At 35.9% G+C, this 17583-nt stretch carries 16 protein-coding genes; 13 read left to right on the plus strand and 3 right to left on the minus strand.

Annotation, left to right across the window (positions count from 1 at the left end):
* Positions 1-177: 177 nt before the first annotated feature.
* From NU09_RS03495 to NU09_RS03525, 7 genes are all read left to right on the plus strand, one after another.
* On the plus strand, positions 178-2109 hold the full coding sequence (locus NU09_RS03495; protein WP_129749869.1) for a M1 family metallopeptidase: 1932 nt from the start codon (positions 178-180) through the stop codon (positions 2107-2109).
* Between the two features lie 67 nt (positions 2110-2176).
* Positions 2177-2935: a Rossmann-like and DUF2520 domain-containing protein gene (locus NU09_RS03500; protein WP_129749870.1), complete on the plus strand. Its 759-nt coding sequence runs from the start codon at positions 2177-2179 to the stop codon at positions 2933-2935.
* Positions 2919-3446, plus strand: coding sequence for a KdsC family phosphatase (locus NU09_RS03505; protein ID WP_129749871.1), 528 nt, complete (start codon positions 2919-2921; stop codon positions 3444-3446). The genes NU09_RS03500 and NU09_RS03505 overlap by 17 nt, the downstream gene beginning before the upstream one ends.
* Before the next feature lie 48 nt (positions 3447-3494).
* The gene (locus NU09_RS03510) at positions 3495-4403 is read left to right on the plus strand and encodes a geranylgeranylglycerol-phosphate geranylgeranyltransferase (RefSeq protein WP_129749872.1); all 909 of its coding nucleotides are present in this window, start codon (positions 3495-3497) and stop codon (positions 4401-4403) included.
* On the plus strand, positions 4396-4983 hold the full coding sequence (locus NU09_RS03515) for a Maf family nucleotide pyrophosphatase (protein ID WP_129749873.1): 588 nt from the start codon (positions 4396-4398) through the stop codon (positions 4981-4983). Before NU09_RS03510 ends, NU09_RS03515 begins: the two co-directional genes overlap by 8 nt.
* Before the next feature lie 26 nt (positions 4984-5009).
* On the plus strand, positions 5010-7499 hold the full coding sequence (locus NU09_RS03520; protein WP_129749874.1) for a PIG-L family deacetylase: 2490 nt from the start codon (positions 5010-5012) through the stop codon (positions 7497-7499).
* A 171-nt stretch (positions 7500-7670) separates the two neighbouring features.
* Positions 7671-9377, plus strand: coding sequence for a sodium:solute symporter (locus NU09_RS03525; protein WP_129749875.1), 1707 nt, complete (start codon positions 7671-7673; stop codon positions 9375-9377).
* A gap of 49 nt (positions 9378-9426) precedes the next feature.
* Here the strand turns inward: NU09_RS03525 and NU09_RS03530 are convergent, their stop codons facing one another.
* Complete coding sequence (locus NU09_RS03530) at positions 9427-10281, minus strand: DUF2911 domain-containing protein (RefSeq protein WP_129749876.1); 855 nt, start codon at positions 10279-10281, stop codon at positions 9427-9429.
* Between the two features lie 147 nt (positions 10282-10428).
* Between NU09_RS03530 and NU09_RS03535 the strand changes: the two genes are divergently transcribed.
* The 4 genes from NU09_RS03535 (at position 10429) to NU09_RS17055 (ending at position 13348) form a co-directional block, all read left to right on the plus strand.
* Positions 10429-10890 carry an SRPBCC family protein gene (locus tag NU09_RS03535; protein WP_129749877.1) on the plus strand — a complete coding sequence of 154 codons (462 nt, stop codon included), beginning with the start codon at positions 10429-10431 and terminating at the stop codon, positions 10888-10890.
* 9 nt (positions 10891-10899) lie between these two features.
* Entirely contained in the window at positions 10900-12183 is a 1284-nt protein-coding gene (locus NU09_RS03540) for a cryptochrome/photolyase family protein (RefSeq protein WP_129749878.1), read from the plus strand.
* Between the two features lie 61 nt (positions 12184-12244).
* Positions 12245-13111: a bestrophin family protein gene (locus tag NU09_RS03545; RefSeq protein WP_129749879.1), complete on the plus strand. Its 867-nt coding sequence runs from the start codon at positions 12245-12247 to the stop codon at positions 13109-13111.
* 69 nt (positions 13112-13180) lie between these two features.
* Positions 13181-13348 (plus strand): hypothetical protein, encoded by a 168-nt coding sequence (locus NU09_RS17055; protein ID WP_165357652.1) that lies wholly within the window; start codon positions 13181-13183, stop codon positions 13346-13348.
* On the opposite strand, the gene NU09_RS03550 is transcribed toward NU09_RS17055, so the two are convergent.
* On the minus strand, positions 13349-14455 hold the full coding sequence (locus NU09_RS03550; protein ID WP_129749880.1) for a serine hydrolase domain-containing protein: 1107 nt from the start codon (positions 14453-14455) through the stop codon (positions 13349-13351).
* A gap of 27 nt (positions 14456-14482) precedes the next feature.
* Between NU09_RS03550 and NU09_RS03555 the strand changes: the two genes are divergently transcribed.
* Both NU09_RS03555 and NU09_RS03560 read left to right on the plus strand, forming a co-directional pair.
* Entirely contained in the window at positions 14483-15007 is a 525-nt protein-coding gene (locus NU09_RS03555; RefSeq protein WP_129749881.1) for a GNAT family N-acetyltransferase, read from the plus strand.
* A gap of 117 nt (positions 15008-15124) precedes the next feature.
* On the plus strand, positions 15125-15814 hold the full coding sequence (locus NU09_RS03560; RefSeq protein ID WP_129749882.1) for a hypothetical protein: 690 nt from the start codon (positions 15125-15127) through the stop codon (positions 15812-15814).
* A 54-nt stretch (positions 15815-15868) separates the two neighbouring features.
* Here the strand turns inward: NU09_RS03560 and NU09_RS03565 are convergent, their stop codons facing one another.
* The gene (locus NU09_RS03565) at positions 15869-17494 is read right to left on the minus strand and encodes an ABC-F family ATP-binding cassette domain-containing protein (RefSeq protein ID WP_129749883.1); all 1626 of its coding nucleotides are present in this window, start codon (positions 17492-17494) and stop codon (positions 15869-15871) included.
* Positions 17495-17583: the final 89 nt, after the last annotated feature.

Below are 17583 nucleotides of genomic sequence, written 5' to 3' on the forward strand. Positions count from 1 at the left end.
ATTGTTTTTAAATTGTTGCAAAAGTACTTAAAACTTCATTTTTAAAGTTTATTTTAACTATTAAAAATTTAAGGAAATTTCTGCCTCATATACTTTTTATAAAGTCTGTTACTTATTTTTGCTTTAAAGCTTTTGTTTTTGATAAGCTTATATCAACTGAAAAACTAAACATTATTAATGAAAAGAATCTATTGTACCTTACTGGTGTGCCTTATGGGGTTTACATCATTTGCTCAGGAGGCTGAGCCAAATAATCAGGATAAGTTTGACGATTTTATGTACAGGCGCGGCAATGTTTACAGGGCTGCATCAGGAGTGCCGGGGCCGGAGTACTGGCAAAACGGGGCTGACTATGTTATTGAAGCCGAACTTGATGATGTGAACAACATTTTAAAGGGTAAGCTTACCATGACATACCATAACAACAGTCCACAGGATTTGGATTTTGTTTGGATGTATGTGGAACAAAACCGTTTTACCCAAGATTCAAGAGGTACATTAACAACCCCTGTAGCAGGGAACAGGTACTCAGGAGATACTGATGGCGGACTTAAAATAAGTAAACTTGCAGCGAACAGTGGCGGAAAAGAATCTAACCGTTACCTGATAACCGATACCAGAATGCAGGTTTTCTTTGATAAACCTATAGCTGCTAAAGGCGGTAAAGGAATCGTTAGTATGGATTTTGAATTTAAAATCCCTCAGGAAGGTATGGACAGAATGGGCCAATACAAAACCAAAGAAGGTGTAACCTACTCTATGGCACAATGGTACCCAAGAGCTGCCGTGTATGATGATGTTGTTGGCTGGAATACCGAACCTTATTTAGGTGCCGGTGAGTTTTATGTTGAGTATGGTAATTTCGATTATAAAATAACCGTACCTTATAATTATATAGTTGTAGGTTCAGGAGAACTTATTAATGCTAAAGACGTACTAACTAAAGAAGAGTTAAATCGCCTTGAAAAAGCCGCTTCAAGCGATAAGACTGTTTATGTTATTTCTCCTAAAGAAGCAGGAAACACTTCTGTAACCAGACCGGTACAAAATGGTAAGCTTACATGGCATTTTAAAATGGAAAATACACGTGATGTGGCTTTTGCAGCAGCGAAGAACTTTATATGGGATGCCGCAAAAATAAACCTGCCAAGTGGTAAGAAAGCAATGGCGCAGTCGGTTTATACAAAAGAAAGCGACGGAGATAAAGCATGGGGGCGCTCTACCGAATATACTAAAGCATCTATAGAGCATTATTCTAAAATGTGGTATGAGTACCCTTATCCAAACGCAGTAAACGTTGCTTCAAATGCAGGAGGTATGGAGTATCCGGGAGTTTCTTTCTGCCATGCCAGAAGCCGTGAAGCCGATTTATGGGATGTTACCGATCATGAATTCGGACACAACTGGTTCCCTATGATTGTAGGCTCAAACGAACGCCGTTATGCATGGATGGATGAAGGTTTTAATACTTTTATCAATTACTATAGTACGGTTAACTTTAACAATGGTGAGTATACATCTGATGTTGCAAAAAGCCGTAATCGCGTGATGTGGTTTAGATGGAGCGGCAGGGAAAGTGTTTCTACCTATCCTGATGTTGCAAAAAGTATGAACCTTGCCTATACTGCTTATTACAAGCCGGCAACAGGCCTTATTATGTTAAGGGAATATATTTTGGGACATGAGCGTTTTGACAATGCCTTTAAAACCTACATAAACAAATGGGCATTCAAACACCCTCAACCTTCAGATTTTTATAATTGTATGGAAAATGTTGCCGGAGAAAACCTTAACTGGTTCTGGAAAGGTTGGTTTGTGGGTAATGGTAATGTAAACCTGGCAGTAACCAATGTGTCTCAATACGACAACGATTCAACCATAATTACATTTACTAACAAAGGTGATATCCCTATGCCGGTGGTATTTAAAGTAATTTATGATGACAATTCAAGCGAAATAAGAACACTGCCTGTGGAAGTTTGGCAAAGAGGTAACGAATGGAAATATCTTTTAAAATCGTCTAAAAAAGTTAAGATTATAGACATAGACCCTGGAAGGTTTTTACCGGATATTGACGGAACAGACAATTCCTGGATAAAAGAGGAATAAAAATATCAACACATTAAAGCTGGCATTTTTTTATAATGCCAGCTTTATTTTTAATAATTTAGCGACCATGTTAAAAGTAGTCGTTATAGGGTCGGGTAATGTAGCGCAGCATCTGATAGCTGTTTTTAAAGAGGCTAAGGATGTTGAGCTTGTACAGGTTTTCGCCCGAAATCCAGAGAACCTGGCTCATTTGCTAGAACCTCAAAAAATAACCAATTCTACCGACTCAATTAAGGAGGCCGATATTTATATTATTTCCGTAACAGATGATGCTATAGCACAGGTATCTTCTTCCCTACCCTTTTCAGGAAAGTTAGCGGTGCATACTTCGGGAAGCGTGGCTATGGAACAACTTGATTCAAAAAACAGGCGAGGCGTGTTCTATCCATTACAGACTTTTTCTAAAAACAAAGAGGTAAATTTTAGTATCATCCCGCTTTGTTTAGAAAGTGAAAGAAATGAAGATTATTCTATTTTAGAACAGTTAGCCAATCAGATAACAAAGAGTGTATATAATATCAGTTCGCAACAACGTAAAGCTTTACATGTGGCCGCTGTTTTTGTAAGCAATTTTGCTAACCATATGTATGCTATAGGAAGTGATATTTGTAGTCAGAATGATATTCCGTTTGATATTTTGAAGCCTTTGATTCTTGAAACGGCCGATAAAGTTTTATATCTGGATCCGGTAAAGGCCCAAACAGGTCCTGCTGTCAGGAATGACAAACAGACTATAGAAAAACACCTTGATTTTATTACAGACGAAAAACAAAAAGAAATATACAAGTTAATTACGCAATCCATTCAAAATGTCAAAAAGCTATAAAGAATTAATGAACGACATTACCACATTTATTTTTGATGTGGACGGAGTTCTTACTGATGGTACCATACACGTAACTCCTACCGGAGAAATGCTTAGAAATATGAATATTCGTGACGGATATGCTATGAAAGCTGCTGTAGAGAACGGTTATACTGTTTGTATTATTTCCGGAGGCAGTAACGAAGGTGTTCGTGTAAGATTAAGAAATTTAGGAATAACAGACATTTACCTTGGAGTTTCTGACAAAGTAGAAACCTTTGACGAGTTTACTGATATTTACAATATTAAACCTGAACAGGTACTTTATATGGGAGATGATATCCCTGATTATCATGTAATGAAACTGGTAGGCTTACCTACATGCCCGCAGGATGCAGCCCCTGAAATTAAAGAACTTAGCAGGTATATATCTCACAAAAACGGAGGTACAGGCTGTGTAAGGGACGTTATAGAACAGGTAATGAAAGTACAGGGTAAATGGATGGAACATTTTAATGCCAAATACGACTAAAATTAAATTAAGAAAACACACAGAACATAAACTTATTTAACCCATAAAATGAAATCAGCCAGACTTATACGATACGGAAACCTATTATTCTTAGCATTTACCTTTTGTGCGTTTCGCTACGGCTTCTTAGAGCAACAGCAAGGATTAACACTTGCGTTGAATCAGTTGCAGTTTCTTATGCTGGTTTTCTCTTGTGTATGTATTGCTGCAGGAGGTTTTTTGATTAATAATATAATAGATGGTAACAGCGAGATTAACTTTGGTATAAGCGAAGCAAAGGGGTATAATCTTTATGCCGCACTTAATATTGTTGGTGTAGGTATAGGTTTTTATTTGTCAAATCTTATTGGTAAACCCGGATTTGCTTTACTTTTCATCTTAATAGCTGCTACAATGTATTTTTATGCTACTAATCTTAAATATACTATAGTAGTAAATAACCTTATTATAGCTTTTTTAGTCGCAATAAGTATACTTGTTGTGGGTATTTATGATCTATACCCAATGATTACACCTGAAAATCAAAAATATTTAGGTACGCTGTTTGGCATTTTTATAGATTTTTCCATTTTTACATTTGTGATAAGCTTTATAAGAGAAATTGTAAAAAACATACGAGATGTAAATAAGGACTATAATGAAGGGATAAACACTCTTCCTATTGCTTTAGGCAAGGAAAGAATGGCAAAAGCTGCTTTTGTATTGTCTCTAATACCTGTAGGATTACTACTTTATTATGCTAACACTTATCTTATTAATGATAAGGCAACGCTACTTTATGCGCTAATCTATCTTTTATTGTTTGTTCTTGGCCCGCTTATTTATTTTATGATAGGATTATGGACTGCAAAAACAGAAAAAGACTTTGACAGGTTAAGTCTGGTTTTAAAAATTGTATTGGCTTTTGCGGCATTATCTATAGTAGTAATAACTTTTAATATTCAGAACAATGCTTAAGGAAAAATTAAAAGATTACAATGTTATACTTGCCTCCGGTTCACCCAGAAGGCAGAAGTTTATGAAAGAACTGGATATAGACTTTGAAATCCGATTAAAGGATGTGGAGGAGGTTTATCCTGAAAATTTACAGGGAGCAGAAATTACGGACTATTTGGCTGAATTGAAAGCCGCTGCCCTACTCGATACACTGTCTGATAATGATATCCTTATAACCAGCGATACAATTGTTTGGCATAACAATAAGGCATTAGGCAAACCAACTGATAAAAATGATGCTTTTGTCATGCTAAAGGCTTTATCAGGAAATGTTCACGAAGTAATTACTTCAGTTTGCATAAAAAGTAACAGCAAATCCCATATTTTTAATGAAACAACCAGAGTATCTTTTAATACCCTTAGCGACGATGAGATAAATTATTATCTTGATAATTACAGGCCTTATGATAAGGCTGGTGCTTATGGTATACAGGAATGGATTGGGCTTGTGGCAATTGCTAAAATAGAAGGCTCATATGTAAATGTTGTGGGGATGCCGGTTGATAAAGTTTATCAGCATTTAATAACTTTTACTAAATAATACAAAGGCCTAAAGCCTATAAAATCATGCATAAATTATTAAGTTACCTCTTTATATTATGTTGTGTAGTTGGTTATGCACAACAACCTCAAAAACCATCTTCAGTAGAAATATACCATAAAATAGAAAAGCTGAACTTTTTAGGTTCGGCTCTGTATATTGCTGCACATCCCGATGATGAAAACACACGGCTCATTTCTTATCTTTCTAACGAAGACATGGCTCATACAGGCTATTTGGCCCTTACCCGTGGAGATGGCGGACAAAACCTTATCGGCCTTGAATTAAGGGAATTATTAGGGGTTATACGTACTCAGGAGCTTATTGAGGCCAGAAAAATAGACGGAGGAGAACAGTTTTTCAGTCGTGCAAACGATTTTGGTTTCTCAAAGATGCCAAACGAAACACTACAGATTTGGGATAAGGAAGAAGTGCTTGAAGATATGGTTTGGGTAATACGTAAATTCCAGCCGGATGTTATTATCAATCGTTTTGACCACCGAACCCCTGGTTCAACACATGGTCATCATACTTCTTCAGCAATGCTTACCCAGGAAGCTTACAGTTTAGCAAATGATCCTCGTTATGCTGTTAATCAGCTTCAATTTGTAAATACATGGCAGCCTAAGCGAGTGTTCTTTAATGTTTCATGGTGGTTTTTTGGAGGTAAAGAACAATTTGACAAGGCTGACAAATCTAGATATATCAACCTGTCTACAGGTGTTTATTACCCAATGTTAGGCAAATCCAATCAGGAAATTGCGGCATTAAGCCGAAGCAGGCACCGATCTCAGGGATTTGGTACAAGTGGAGCACGTGGGGATGATATGGAGTACCTGGAGCTTATTAAAGGAAGTAATTTAAAAGACAAACAAAACCTTTTTGAAGGTATTGATACTTCCTGGAACAGGGTTAAAGGCGGTAAAGAGATTGGTGAAGCCGTACAGCAGATACTAAATAATTTCGATTTTAAAAATCCTTCAGCATCTGTTCCCGCATTAACAGCTGTTTATATAAATATTGCAAATATTGAAGATAAACACTGGAAAGAGATTAAGTTAAAAGAAATTAAAGAAATTATAGCAGCATGTAGCGGACTTTTTATTGAAGCTGTAGCAGAGAATCAGTCTGCCACACCGGGTAGTGATATTTCAATACGCTGGGAAGCTATAAACCGAAGTCCGGTTCCTATGGTTTTAAAATATATTGGTGTATTACCTGAAAATAAAACCTTTGTCCAGGATTTAGTTCTGGACAACAATATAGATCAGGGAAATACAATTTCGGTAACAATACCTAAAACAGCTAATTATACTTCACCTTATTGGTTAAAAGAAAAGGGAAATAAAGGAATGTATACTGTTAGCGATCAGCAAAACATTGGTATTCCTGATATTATCCGTGAGATGGAAGTTAGCTTTGTTATTGAAGTAAACGGCGTGGCTATCCCTTTTACAAAAGAACTGGTATATAAATATACAGATCCTGCTTTTGGTGAAGTTTATCAGCCTTTTGATGTAGTACCTGCCGTGACAACTAAAATAATAAACAAAGTACAGTTGTTTAAAGACAACAGAAAGCAACAGGTACTGATAAAGATACATGCAGGGAAAGACAATTGTTCGGGTAATCTTGAGCTAAGGCTTCCTAACACATGGAAAGTTAATCCTGCTTCTATTCCTTTTGATTTAAAGAATAAAGGAAGCGAAATTACCGTGAGTTTTGAGGTTACTCCACCTACTGAACCGGAAGAAGCAGAAGCTGAAAGTATTGCTTTAATTGATGGTGCAAAATATGATAAAGAACAGATAATTATAGATTATCCTCATATTGCAAAACAACAAGTGTTAATGCCTTCTATAGCTAAATTCACAAAGGTAGATTTAGAAATTAAAGGACGTAGAATAGCTTATATAATGGGTGCCGGAGACAACGTTCCTGAAAGCCTGAGACAAATGGGCTATGAAGTTACCCTGTTGACACCAGAAGCTATTTCACCGGAGACATTGACAGGTTTTGATGCCATAATTATGGGTATACGCTGTTATAATGTACTAGAATCATTAGAGTTTAAGCAGCAGATGCTTTTTGATTATGTAAAGGAAGGTGGTAACATGGTGGTACAATATAATACTACAGGACATTTGTCTATAAAAGATATAGCTCCTTATCCTATCAGGATATCAAGAGACAGGGTTACTGAAGAAGATGCAAAAGTTACGTTTTTAGATCCTTCAAATGATGTATTAAACCGACCTAACAAGATAACCAACAGAGATTTTAAGGGCTGGGTACAGGAACAGGGATTGTACTATCCGGACGAATGGGCATCGGAATTTACCCCTATCCTATCCTCTCATGATAAAGGTGAATCTCCAAAAAAAGGTGCGTTGCTTATAGCGAAGCACGGAAAAGGTTATTATATTTATACCGGCCTGAGCTTTTTCAGAGAGCTTCCTGAAGGTGTTTCTGGGGCTTACAGGCTAATGGCTAATATTATTGCTTTAGGTAAATAAAGGGATTTACATGTAACAATTAAGTTTGTTATCAGTCCTATATATCGAAGTTAAAAAGGAATTGTATGAAAGATAATCCGACAAAATGGAAAAAAAGTTATTCGTTGGTGCTGCTGCTTAACGTTATCTACATACTTATTTTTTATTTTATAATGCAAATCTTTACATAGCATGCAGACAATTGACTGGATTATACTTTCGGTTACATTACTCTTTATCGTCGTTTACGGGGTTTTAAAAACCCGCGGAAGCAAGAATGTTGAAGAATTTATACTTGGTAATAACGAAACTCCCTGGTGGACGGTTGGTCTTTCTGTTATGGCAACACAGGCAAGCGCCATTACCTTTCTATCCACACCGGGACAGGCATACCATGACGGTATGGGTTTTGTGCAGTTCTATTTCGGTCTGCCGCTAGCTATGGTAGTAATATGCCTTACATTTATTCCTATATACCATAAATTAAAAGTATTTACGGCCTATGAATTTCTGGAACAGCGTTTTGACCTTAAAACAAGGTCTTTAGCCTCTATAATTTTTCTTATACAGCGCGGACTCGGCACCGGGTTAACAATTTATGCTCCGGCAATTATACTTTCTTCCCTTTTAGGCTGGAATCTTAACTTAATGAACTTTATGATAGGTTTATTAGTTATTATATATACATTCTCAGGTGGTACTAAAGCAGTAAATGTTACCCAAAAACAACAAATGTTTGTTATAATGACGGGTATGGCAATCACTTTTATTGTATTGCTGAATAATTTACCTGATGAACTTAGTTTTGGTAATGCCCTGCATATTGCAGGTGCTAACGATAAAATGAATATTGTTAATTTTTCATTTGATCCTGGGCAACGCTATACAATATGGAGTGGTATTGCCGGTGGTTTCTTTTTGGCACTTGCCTATTTTGGAACTGACCAGTCTCAGGTACAACGTTATCTTTCGGGTAGATCTATAAGGGAAAGCCAAATGGGGCTTATTATGAACGGATTATTGAAAGTACCTATGCAGTTCTTTATTCTGCTTATTGGCGTTATGGTTTTTATATTTTTCCAGTTCCACTCTGCCCCTTTACACTTTAACCCTAATAACGTAAAGGCGCTGCAGGAATCACAGTATAAAGATGAATATAATGGACTTGAAAGGCAGCTGGATAATCTTGCTGATGAAAAGAAAGAGATCAGTATGCTCTATGTAAACCAACTTAATCAGGATTATGACAATAAGGAACTTCATAATAAAATGATTGCCCTTAATACAAGAGAAAAAGATTTAAGAGATAAAGCTAAAGAACTGATTAAAAAAGTAAACGAAAAGGCAGAAACTAACGATAAGGATTATGTTTTCCTGTACTTTATACTTAATTTTTTACCAAAGGGTCTTATCGGGTTATTGCTTGCAGTAATATTCTCGGCTGCAATGTCATCATCCGCCTCAGGACTTAATGCACTCGCCTCTACCACAGCTATAGATATCTACAAACGAAACGTAGGTAATAAATCGGAAAAACATTATGTAAATGCTACTAAGTTTTTTACCCTTCTATGGGGTATTGTAGCAATATTATTTGCCTGCGTAGGCACACTTTTTGAAAACCTTATTCAGCTGGTAAACATTATAGGTTCTATTTTCTACGGAACGGTATTAGGTATATTCCTGGTAGCATTCTATATAAAATACATAAAAGCTGAGGCCATATTTTGGGGCGCACTGATTACTCAGGCTGTTGTTATTTACATATGGTACAAATATGCCCGTGTAGATGCAATTGGTTATTTATGGTTAAACTTTATAGGTGCCATGTTAACAATTGTATTATCTTTTATATTGCAACCATTATTTAATAAAACAAAACAAGAAGAAACTATATAAATAAAAAAGCAGGCCAAAAGCCTGCTTTTTTATTATTTGGTTACTCAGATTATTTTCTGCTCCATTCAAGAATAGAATCTTTATTCATTTTTACATAATCAAAGTTGTTAGCTTTTTCTGCACCGGCAAGAGATTGTTTAGCAGTTTCTATAGCTCCTTTCTTATCCCCCATTTTAGCCTGGATAAGCGATTTTTGTCTTAAAATATAATAAGGAACATCCTGACCTTGTGGTGTTTTCGCGATAGCGTTATTAACCCACTCAAGAGCTTTGTTCATATCGGCATCAGACTGATAGTAATACTGTGCAGCTGCAAAATAATCACTTGCAGTTGGTCCTGCCATAGCTGCCTCAATACTCTTAATAGCTACTTTCTTAGTAGGCACTTCAAACTTAAGCGTAACCTTAGTTCTTTCCCAAGAAAGCTCAAGATTAGCATAATCGTTATCTATGTCAGCGATATTTAAAGTAAATGTTTCAACATTTTTAGATAAAAACTCAGGTTTTACAGTAGCTCTTAAAGCCTCTTTGTTCTCGTCCCATTTTTCAGGAAGTCCCCAGTTATTGGTATCTTTATAGAAAATAATATCCCAACTGTCTGCTTTTGGTAAAGTATATAAAGCATACTCACCTTTAGGAAGGGTTTTACCTGCAATAACTACATCTTCGCTAAAAGAAATTAAAGTGTTAGCGTTAGCCCCTGTTCTCCAAAGTTTTCCGAAAGGAACTAATTCTCCGTAAACCGATCTTCCTCTTGCACTTGGGCGGGAATAATCAATTTTAACATCTGTAAGGCCTACAGTCTGTTCAATTTTAGCATTAGGGCTGGCCATTGGTGTACGTACCTGTGCTGTTCCTGTTAAGCAACCCAGCACTATAGCTCCTGCAATAAGTAGTTTTTTCATTGTGAGTCTGATTTTTTATAGAAATATATACTGCGAAATTAATCAATAACTGTTTTACGACTGTTAAAAAATACTAAAAATAGCGATGAACAAACCTTAAATTTCCCTCGTGTTTCCTAACTTCACACAACATTTAAAAATTTAGATTTGTATACACTACACAAAAAACAAAATTTACCCGTAAGCTTACAGGAAGCCTGGGACTTTATTTCTACTCCCAAAAACCTTGCCGTAATTACACCTCCTTCGATGGGATTTGTAACTTTATCAGGAGACGACAGAAAAATGTTTGCCGGACAGATTATCCATTATACAATTACTCCCTTGTTAGGTTATAAAATGGAATGGGTTACAGAGATTACTCACGTACAGGACAAACAGTTTTTTGTAGACGAACAGCGCTATGGACCCTATAAATTTTGGCATCATAAACATTTTCTGAAAGAGATTCCGGGAGGAGTTGAAATGGAAGATATAGTTCATTACAAAATCCCCATGGGAATTTTAGGTAAAATGGCTCATCCAATCTTGGTAAAACCTAAGCTGGAGAAAATTTTTGAATACAGAAGAAATAAATTAATTGAGCTTTTTGGCGAATTTAAAGGATAAGGAACAGAAATGAATATATTTTGGTTTAGAAGGGATTTGCGTATTAATGATAATACAGGTTTGTATGAAGCCTTAACATCAGGAGAGAAAGTACTCCCTATTTTTATTTTTGACCCTAATATTCTTGAAGAATTGCCTAAAGATGATGCTAGGCTTACTTTTATCCATCAGTTGTTAGAGCAGATAAATACAGAACTTAAAAAGTATAATAAATCGTTGGCGGTATTTTATGATACTCCTGAAAAAGTATTCAAACAATTACTTTCAGATAATGATATTAATACTGTTTTTACCAATCATGACTATGAGCCTTATGCTTTAAAAAGAGATAAACAAATACTTCAATTATTAAAGGATAACAATATTGATTTTAAAACTTTTAAAGATCAGGTTATTTTTGAAAAAGATGAAGTAGTTAAGGATGATGGAGACCCTTATGTGGTTTATACTCCATATATGAAAAAGTGGAAAGAGAAGTTTATCGTTAAGGATATAAGACAACATCATCCAGAAGATAAGCTATCTGAAATAGCATCCCACTCCTATCCTTTTTTAGACCTTAAAGATTTAGGTTTTACAGAAAGTACCATTAAGGTAAAATCTTATACCGTTACCACTACGCTTATAGATAATTATGAAGACACACGAAATATTCCGTCTATAGACGGGACATCTTATTTGAGTCCGCATTTAAGGTTTGGTTCTGTAAGTATTAGGGAAATGGTAAAAAAAGCCCTTGAAAGTAAAAACGGAACATTTTTAAATGAACTTATATGGAGAGAGTTCTTCATGCAGATATTGTGGCATTTTCCTGAAACTGTAAATAAAAGTTTTCGCTCTAAATATGATAATATTAAATGGAGGAATAACGAAAAGGAATTCAAAGCATGGTGTGAAGGGAAAACAGGTTATGCAATGGTTGATGCCGGTATGCGTGAACTTAACACTACCGGTTACATGCATAACAGGGTAAGAATGGTTGTTGCAAGTTTTTTATGCAAGCACCTGCTTATCGACTGGCGTTGGGGTGAAGCCTATTTTGCCGAAAAGCTGTTAGACTACGAACAGTCCAGCAACGTAGGTAACTGGCAATGGGCTGCAGGAAGTGGTGTTGATGCCGCACCATACTTCAGGGTATTTAACCCTATGGAACAGGTTAAAAAGTTTGACGGAGATTTTAAATATATAAAAAAATGGGTTCCTGAGTTTCAGGAGTTAAACTACAGGCCTATTGTAGATCATAAAGAAGCGAGGGAAAGGGTTTTGAAAGTTTATAAAGAAGCCGTTCAATAATGTTTGTGCAACTGCAAACTTTAAATAAATTTGTGAAGCAAAACAATTTACAACTAACCCAATGATTACATATAACCCTAAAGAGTGGTTTTCGTTTATATTCCGATTTCATAAGGGAGATACTTTCAGAAAATTATTACCTATAATGCTGGGTATTGCAGCCTATTCTTTTATCATAGCCTATCTGGAACTGGAATACTGGAAACTATCTGAATTAAGCCACATAAAAAATATTACTGTAATGCATACATTACTGGGTTTTGTAATATCCTTATTGCTTGTATTTAGGACAAATACTGCCTATGATCGCTGGTGGGAAGGCCGTAAAGCCTGGGGTGCATTGGTTAACAATAGTCGTAATTTAGCCATTAAAGTAGCTGTAATGATTAAGGCCAAAGAAGACAAGGAGATTTTCAGGAAACTTATACCGGCATACTCTTCGGTATTAAACCTGCATTTAAAGAATGCTGATATAAGTCATGAGCTTTTTGAGGATGCTATACTTGCTGCAGATCATTACAAGCATAAACCCAATCAAATAGCTAAAACCATAATAGCAAAAGTGAATGAGCTATATGAGCAGGGAAAAATTACAGGCGACCAGCTTATCGTATTAAATGCGGAAATACAATCGCTAACAGATATATGTGGTATTTGTGAAAGGATTAAAAATACTCCTATCCCCTATTCTTACAGCGCCTTTATAAAGAAGTTTATTTTTATATATGTTATGACACTTCCTTTCGGGTATGTTTTTATGTTAGGCTATCTGGTAATACCTGTTGTTACTATCATTTTTTATGTACTGGCAAGTTTGGAGCTTATTGCTGAGGAAATTGAGGATCCTTTTGGTTATGATCCAAACGACCTCCCTACTGCAAAACTGGCAGAAATGATACAAAAAAACGTCGAGGAGCTTATTTACTAATAATTTTAGGTCATTCTTAACAAAAAGAAATTCTTCAAATTCCTAATATTACATTTTAAAAAGATATTTATGGAAGATGATAAAAAACATGAAGGCACAACCCAATCAAGTGATAATGTAGATAATAACGCGCATTATGATAAGTCAGGTGAGCCAACAAGGGAAGATTACAGAGACGAAAAAGACAGTGTAAACGACTGGTTTGCCGAAAAAAACAGATCAGGCAGGCACCGATAATTAATAATTCTCTGCAAGACTTGTTAATAATTCCGGCCACTGCACTTCTCCATAGTTTTTACCTAATCGTACAATTATAAGATCTTTGGATGGATACACATAGATAAACTGTCCCAAAAGCCCTTTAGCCATATAGCTGCCCCCGGATGAAAGCCACCATTGATATTTGTAATAATCAACATTTCCAATACCAGTGTCGGGTTTTGTAGATTCCTCTACCCATTTTTCTGATACAATCTGCTTTCCGTTCCAGTTTCCTTTATTAAGGTATAATCTTCCTATTTTAGAAAAATCCCTTGCCCTGGCATTAATACAGCAAAAAGTTTTTTCCAGGCCGTTTTTCTCACTGTCTAAACTCCACGAAGCATCATATTCCATACCAAGAGGTTTCCATATCTTTTCGTCAAGATATTCGGTTATGGTTTTTCCTTTTAAAGAGCGCTCTAAAACCAAACCTAATAATTGTGTATCACAACTGCTATATGAAAATTCGGTGCCGGGTTCACGCTCAGGTTGCATTTTACTTAAAGCTTTCCTTAAATCAGTTCCATAATAATAGGTAGCTGCATCCCCAAAAGGATTTATATAGCTTTCTTCACACTTAATTCCGCTTGACATTTGCAACAAGTGTTTTATCGTGACTTTTTCAAGCCCGTTATCCTTAAGCTCAGGAACATAATTAATAACAGGCTCATCAACCGACTTTATAAAGCCATCATCCAAAGCACAACCTATAAGTATGGAAGTTACCGATTTTGCCATGGAAAAAGACGCTACAATCGACTCCTGTTCATACCCGTTAAAATACTTTTCGTACTGAATAGTATCGTTCTTAATAATTAAAAAAGCTACTGTTTTATTATCAGCAAGAAAATCATCAAAAGCAACTTCACTTCCATTGTAATTAATTTTCTTAGGGGCTTTTGCTTTGTCCTGCTCTGTTGTATAATAATGAAACACTATTGAATCATTTACAAGAGGTCTCGAAGGGAATATTTTATAGTCGGTAATATTTGCAAGATTGTAGTATACAAAACGTCCTACTTTGCAGGAAACACAACATAATGTTAAAAATAATAAACTGAGAATGATTGGTAACTTTTTCATTAACTTGGGGTAAATTATAAGACAAATATGCTTAAAAATAAATTATCTGTACGGGAAATCCAAGATAAAGATGTAAAACTAATTGCTGATTACTGGTTTAAAGCTGATAAGGAATATCTTATTAATATGGGGGTCGATATAGAAAAGCTTCCCGCCAGAGAAGATTTTACTGCCATGCTGCAAACTCAGCTTACGTTACCATATGAAGAAAAGAAAGTATATGGAGTAGTATGGTATGTGGATGACGAACCTATAGGTCATAGTAATTTAAACCCATTAACCTACAAAGATCATGGTTTTATGCACCTTCATATTTGGAAGACTGATTACAGAAATAACGGTTATGGCGTAGATTTTATAAAAATGACCCTTCCCTATTATTTTAATAATATAAAACTTAAAAAGGTTTATTGTCAACCCAATGCCTTTAATCCTTCCCCTAACAGGAGTCTGGAGAAAGCAGGTTTTAGACTCATAAAAGAATATGTTACAACTCCCGGTTCTATTACTTTTGAACAGATTGTAAAACTATGGGAAATTGAAGCAGAATAAAATAACAGCTTTTACGTTGTTACACTTTAATACTTATTGACTTATTTTTCATTAATTTGTATTAGCTAAGTTTTAGGCACATTAATTGCTTATACTATTTTAGCTCAAAAACATATTATGCGATACCTGTTTATACTATTCCTTTTTTTATGCATTAGCCCTAAGGTTATGGCCCAGGGTGGTGATAAACCACAGGGAGGTATAGCTATTCCGAGGGAAAAAGATCCTCAGGTATCTCCCGAGCCTTCTAAAGAGGATAACACACCAAGTATATTTACCATAAAGCCGCCTAAAAAAGAACTTGATCCCCGTTTTCAGATTGGTGTGGATAAGACTGATACTTCTCCCATGATCATTGAAAAACAGTATGCAGATTCCGGAGAAAACTATGAAGACCGTGTAAAGATAAGGCAACAGGGAGAATCGAGTGAAGCTTATAAAGGAAACCAGTTTTTAGGGGAAATACGAACAAAGTCTGAATATATAAACTCCTACGTTGCTGACTTCGGTCTTCAGGATGGTGACAGGATAAGGGTTTGGATAAACGACCATATTGTAATAAGTGACTTTGTTCTTACCAATAATTCATCTGCTATACAGATACGATTACAGCCAGGATTCAATAAAATTGAATTTGAGGCATTAAATCAGGGAACTACAGGGCCTAATACTGCAGACATCAGGATTGTAGACGACCAAAAGGATGTCCTTCATTCAAGTCAGTGGAATTTGGCCACAGGATTCAGGGCTAAGGTGATTGTCGTAAAAGAGGATGCCACCGAAGGAACAACCGTTTCAAAACAATAATAATTTATATAAAGCATAAAAAAAGCCCAAACATTTTGTTTGGGCTTTTCTATATTATTTAGCATACATGCTTTTTCTTAATTCTTTTACCTTATCGTCATCCAGATAATCATCAAACGACATGTAACGGTCTATAACTCCGTTTGGTGTTATTTCCAGTACCCTGTTAGCTACTGTTTGAGCAAACTCGTGGTCATGTGTTGTAAACAATACAGACCCCTTAAAGTTTTTAAGTGAGTTGTTAAATGCAGTAATCGATTCAAGGTCAAGGTGGTTTGTAGGTTCATCAAGCATTAATACATTAGCCCTAAGCATCATCATTCTTGAAAGCATACAACGTACTTTTTCCCCTCCTGAAAGAACTCTTGAAGATTTAAGAGCCTCTTCACCACTGAAAAGCATTTTACCAAGGAATCCGCGAATATAAACTTCATCACGCTCTTCCTCTGTAGTAGCCCACTGGCGTAACCAGTCAACCAGATTTAGATCTGTATCAAAAAACTCATGGTTTTCTACCGGAAGGTACGATTGAATTGTAGTTACACCCCATTCAAATTTACCGCTGTCCGGCTGCATATTACCGTTAATGATTTCATAGAAAGCAGTTGTAGCACGAGAGTCTCTTGATACTACTACTATCTTATCACCTTTTGCCATATTCAGGTCAAGGTTTTTAAATAAAACCTCACCTTCAACAGAAGCGCTAAGTCCCGAAATGTTTAATATCTGGTCACCGGCTTCACGTTCCTGATCAAAAATAATTGCTGGATATCTTCTGCTGGATGGTTTAATATCGTCAACTTTAAGTTTTTCAAGCATTTTTTTACGGCTGGTAGCTTGTTTAGATTTAGCCACGTTAGCACTAAAACGCATGATGAACTCCTGAAGTTCTTTTTTCTTTTCTTCAGCTTTCTTGTTTTGCTGTGCTCTTTGTTTAGCTGCTAGTTGGCTTGATTCGTACCAGAAAGTATAGTTACCTGAGTAATGATTGATCTTACTAAAGTCTATATCAGAAATATGTGTACAAACAGCATCAAGGAAGTGACGGTCGTGAGATACAACGATTACTGTATTATCGTAATTAGCAAGGAAGTTTTCAAGCCATGATATTGTTTCAAAGTCAAGGTCGTTGGTAGGCTCATCCATAATAAGAACGTCCGGGTTACCAAATAGTGCCTGAGCTAATAGGACACGAACCTTAAGTTTGTTATCCATGTCTCCCATTAGTGTATAATGGTGCTCATCTCCAATGCCTAAACTTGATAAAAGTGCTGCAGCATCAGAATCGGCATTCCAGCCATTCATTTCTTCAAAAATAACCTGAAGCTCACCTACCCTTTCACCATCTTTATCAGAGAAGTCGGGTTTAAGGTAAATTTCATCCATTTCTTTTTTAACAGAGAAAAGCTGTGTATTCCCCATCATCACTGTTTCAAGAACGGTATGCTCATCAAACATGTTATGATTCTGGTTAAGTACAGACATACGTTTGCCCGGTTCAAGAAATACATGACCCGATGTAGGATCTACATCTCCTGCTAATATTTTTAGAAAAGTGGATTTACCGGCACCATTTGCGCCAATGATACCATAACAGTTACCTTGGGTAAAAGAAGTATTTACTTCGTCGAATAATATCCTTTTACCAAACTGAACCGATAAATTTGAAACTGAAAGCATTTTAAAAAATTTTTGCAAAAGTAAGAAAAATAAAGAACTATTAGGTCTATTAAGAGTAATATAACAAGCCTTATATTTTTAACTGTCTT

Source organism: Flavobacterium beibuense (assembly GCF_004151245.1).
Lineage (GTDB): Bacteria > Bacteroidota > Bacteroidia > Flavobacteriales > Flavobacteriaceae > Flavobacterium > Flavobacterium beibuense_A.

Coding starts and splice junctions, on each gene's coding strand:
- NU09_RS03500 (WP_129749870.1), top strand. CDS start 2,177: ATGTTAAAAGTAGTCGTTATAGGGTCGGGTAATGTAGCGCAGCATCTG.
- NU09_RS03540 (WP_129749878.1), top strand. CDS start 10,900: ATGAATATATTTTGGTTTAGAAGGGATTTGCGTATTAATGATAATACA.
- NU09_RS03565 (WP_129749883.1), bottom strand. CDS start 17,494: ATGCTTTCAGTTTCAAATTTATCGGTTCAGTTTGGTAAAAGGATATTA.
- NU09_RS03525 (WP_129749875.1), top strand. CDS start 7,671: ATGCAGACAATTGACTGGATTATACTTTCGGTTACATTACTCTTTATC.
- NU09_RS03530 (WP_129749876.1), bottom strand. CDS start 10,281: ATGAAAAAACTACTTATTGCAGGAGCTATAGTGCTGGGTTGCTTAACA.
- NU09_RS03560 (WP_129749882.1), top strand. CDS start 15,125: ATGCGATACCTGTTTATACTATTCCTTTTTTTATGCATTAGCCCTAAG.
- NU09_RS17055 (WP_165357652.1), top strand. CDS start 13,181: ATGGAAGATGATAAAAAACATGAAGGCACAACCCAATCAAGTGATAAT.
- NU09_RS03520 (WP_129749874.1), top strand. CDS start 5,010: ATGCATAAATTATTAAGTTACCTCTTTATATTATGTTGTGTAGTTGGT.
- NU09_RS03515 (WP_129749873.1), top strand. CDS start 4,396: ATGCTTAAGGAAAAATTAAAAGATTACAATGTTATACTTGCCTCCGGT.
- NU09_RS03495 (WP_129749869.1), top strand. CDS start 178: ATGAAAAGAATCTATTGTACCTTACTGGTGTGCCTTATGGGGTTTACA.
- NU09_RS03505 (WP_129749871.1), top strand. CDS start 2,919: ATGTCAAAAAGCTATAAAGAATTAATGAACGACATTACCACATTTATT.
- NU09_RS03555 (WP_129749881.1), top strand. CDS start 14,483: ATGCTTAAAAATAAATTATCTGTACGGGAAATCCAAGATAAAGATGTA.
- NU09_RS03545 (WP_129749879.1), top strand. CDS start 12,245: ATGATTACATATAACCCTAAAGAGTGGTTTTCGTTTATATTCCGATTT.
- NU09_RS03510 (WP_129749872.1), top strand. CDS start 3,495: ATGAAATCAGCCAGACTTATACGATACGGAAACCTATTATTCTTAGCA.
- NU09_RS03550 (WP_129749880.1), bottom strand. CDS start 14,455: ATGAAAAAGTTACCAATCATTCTCAGTTTATTATTTTTAACATTATGT.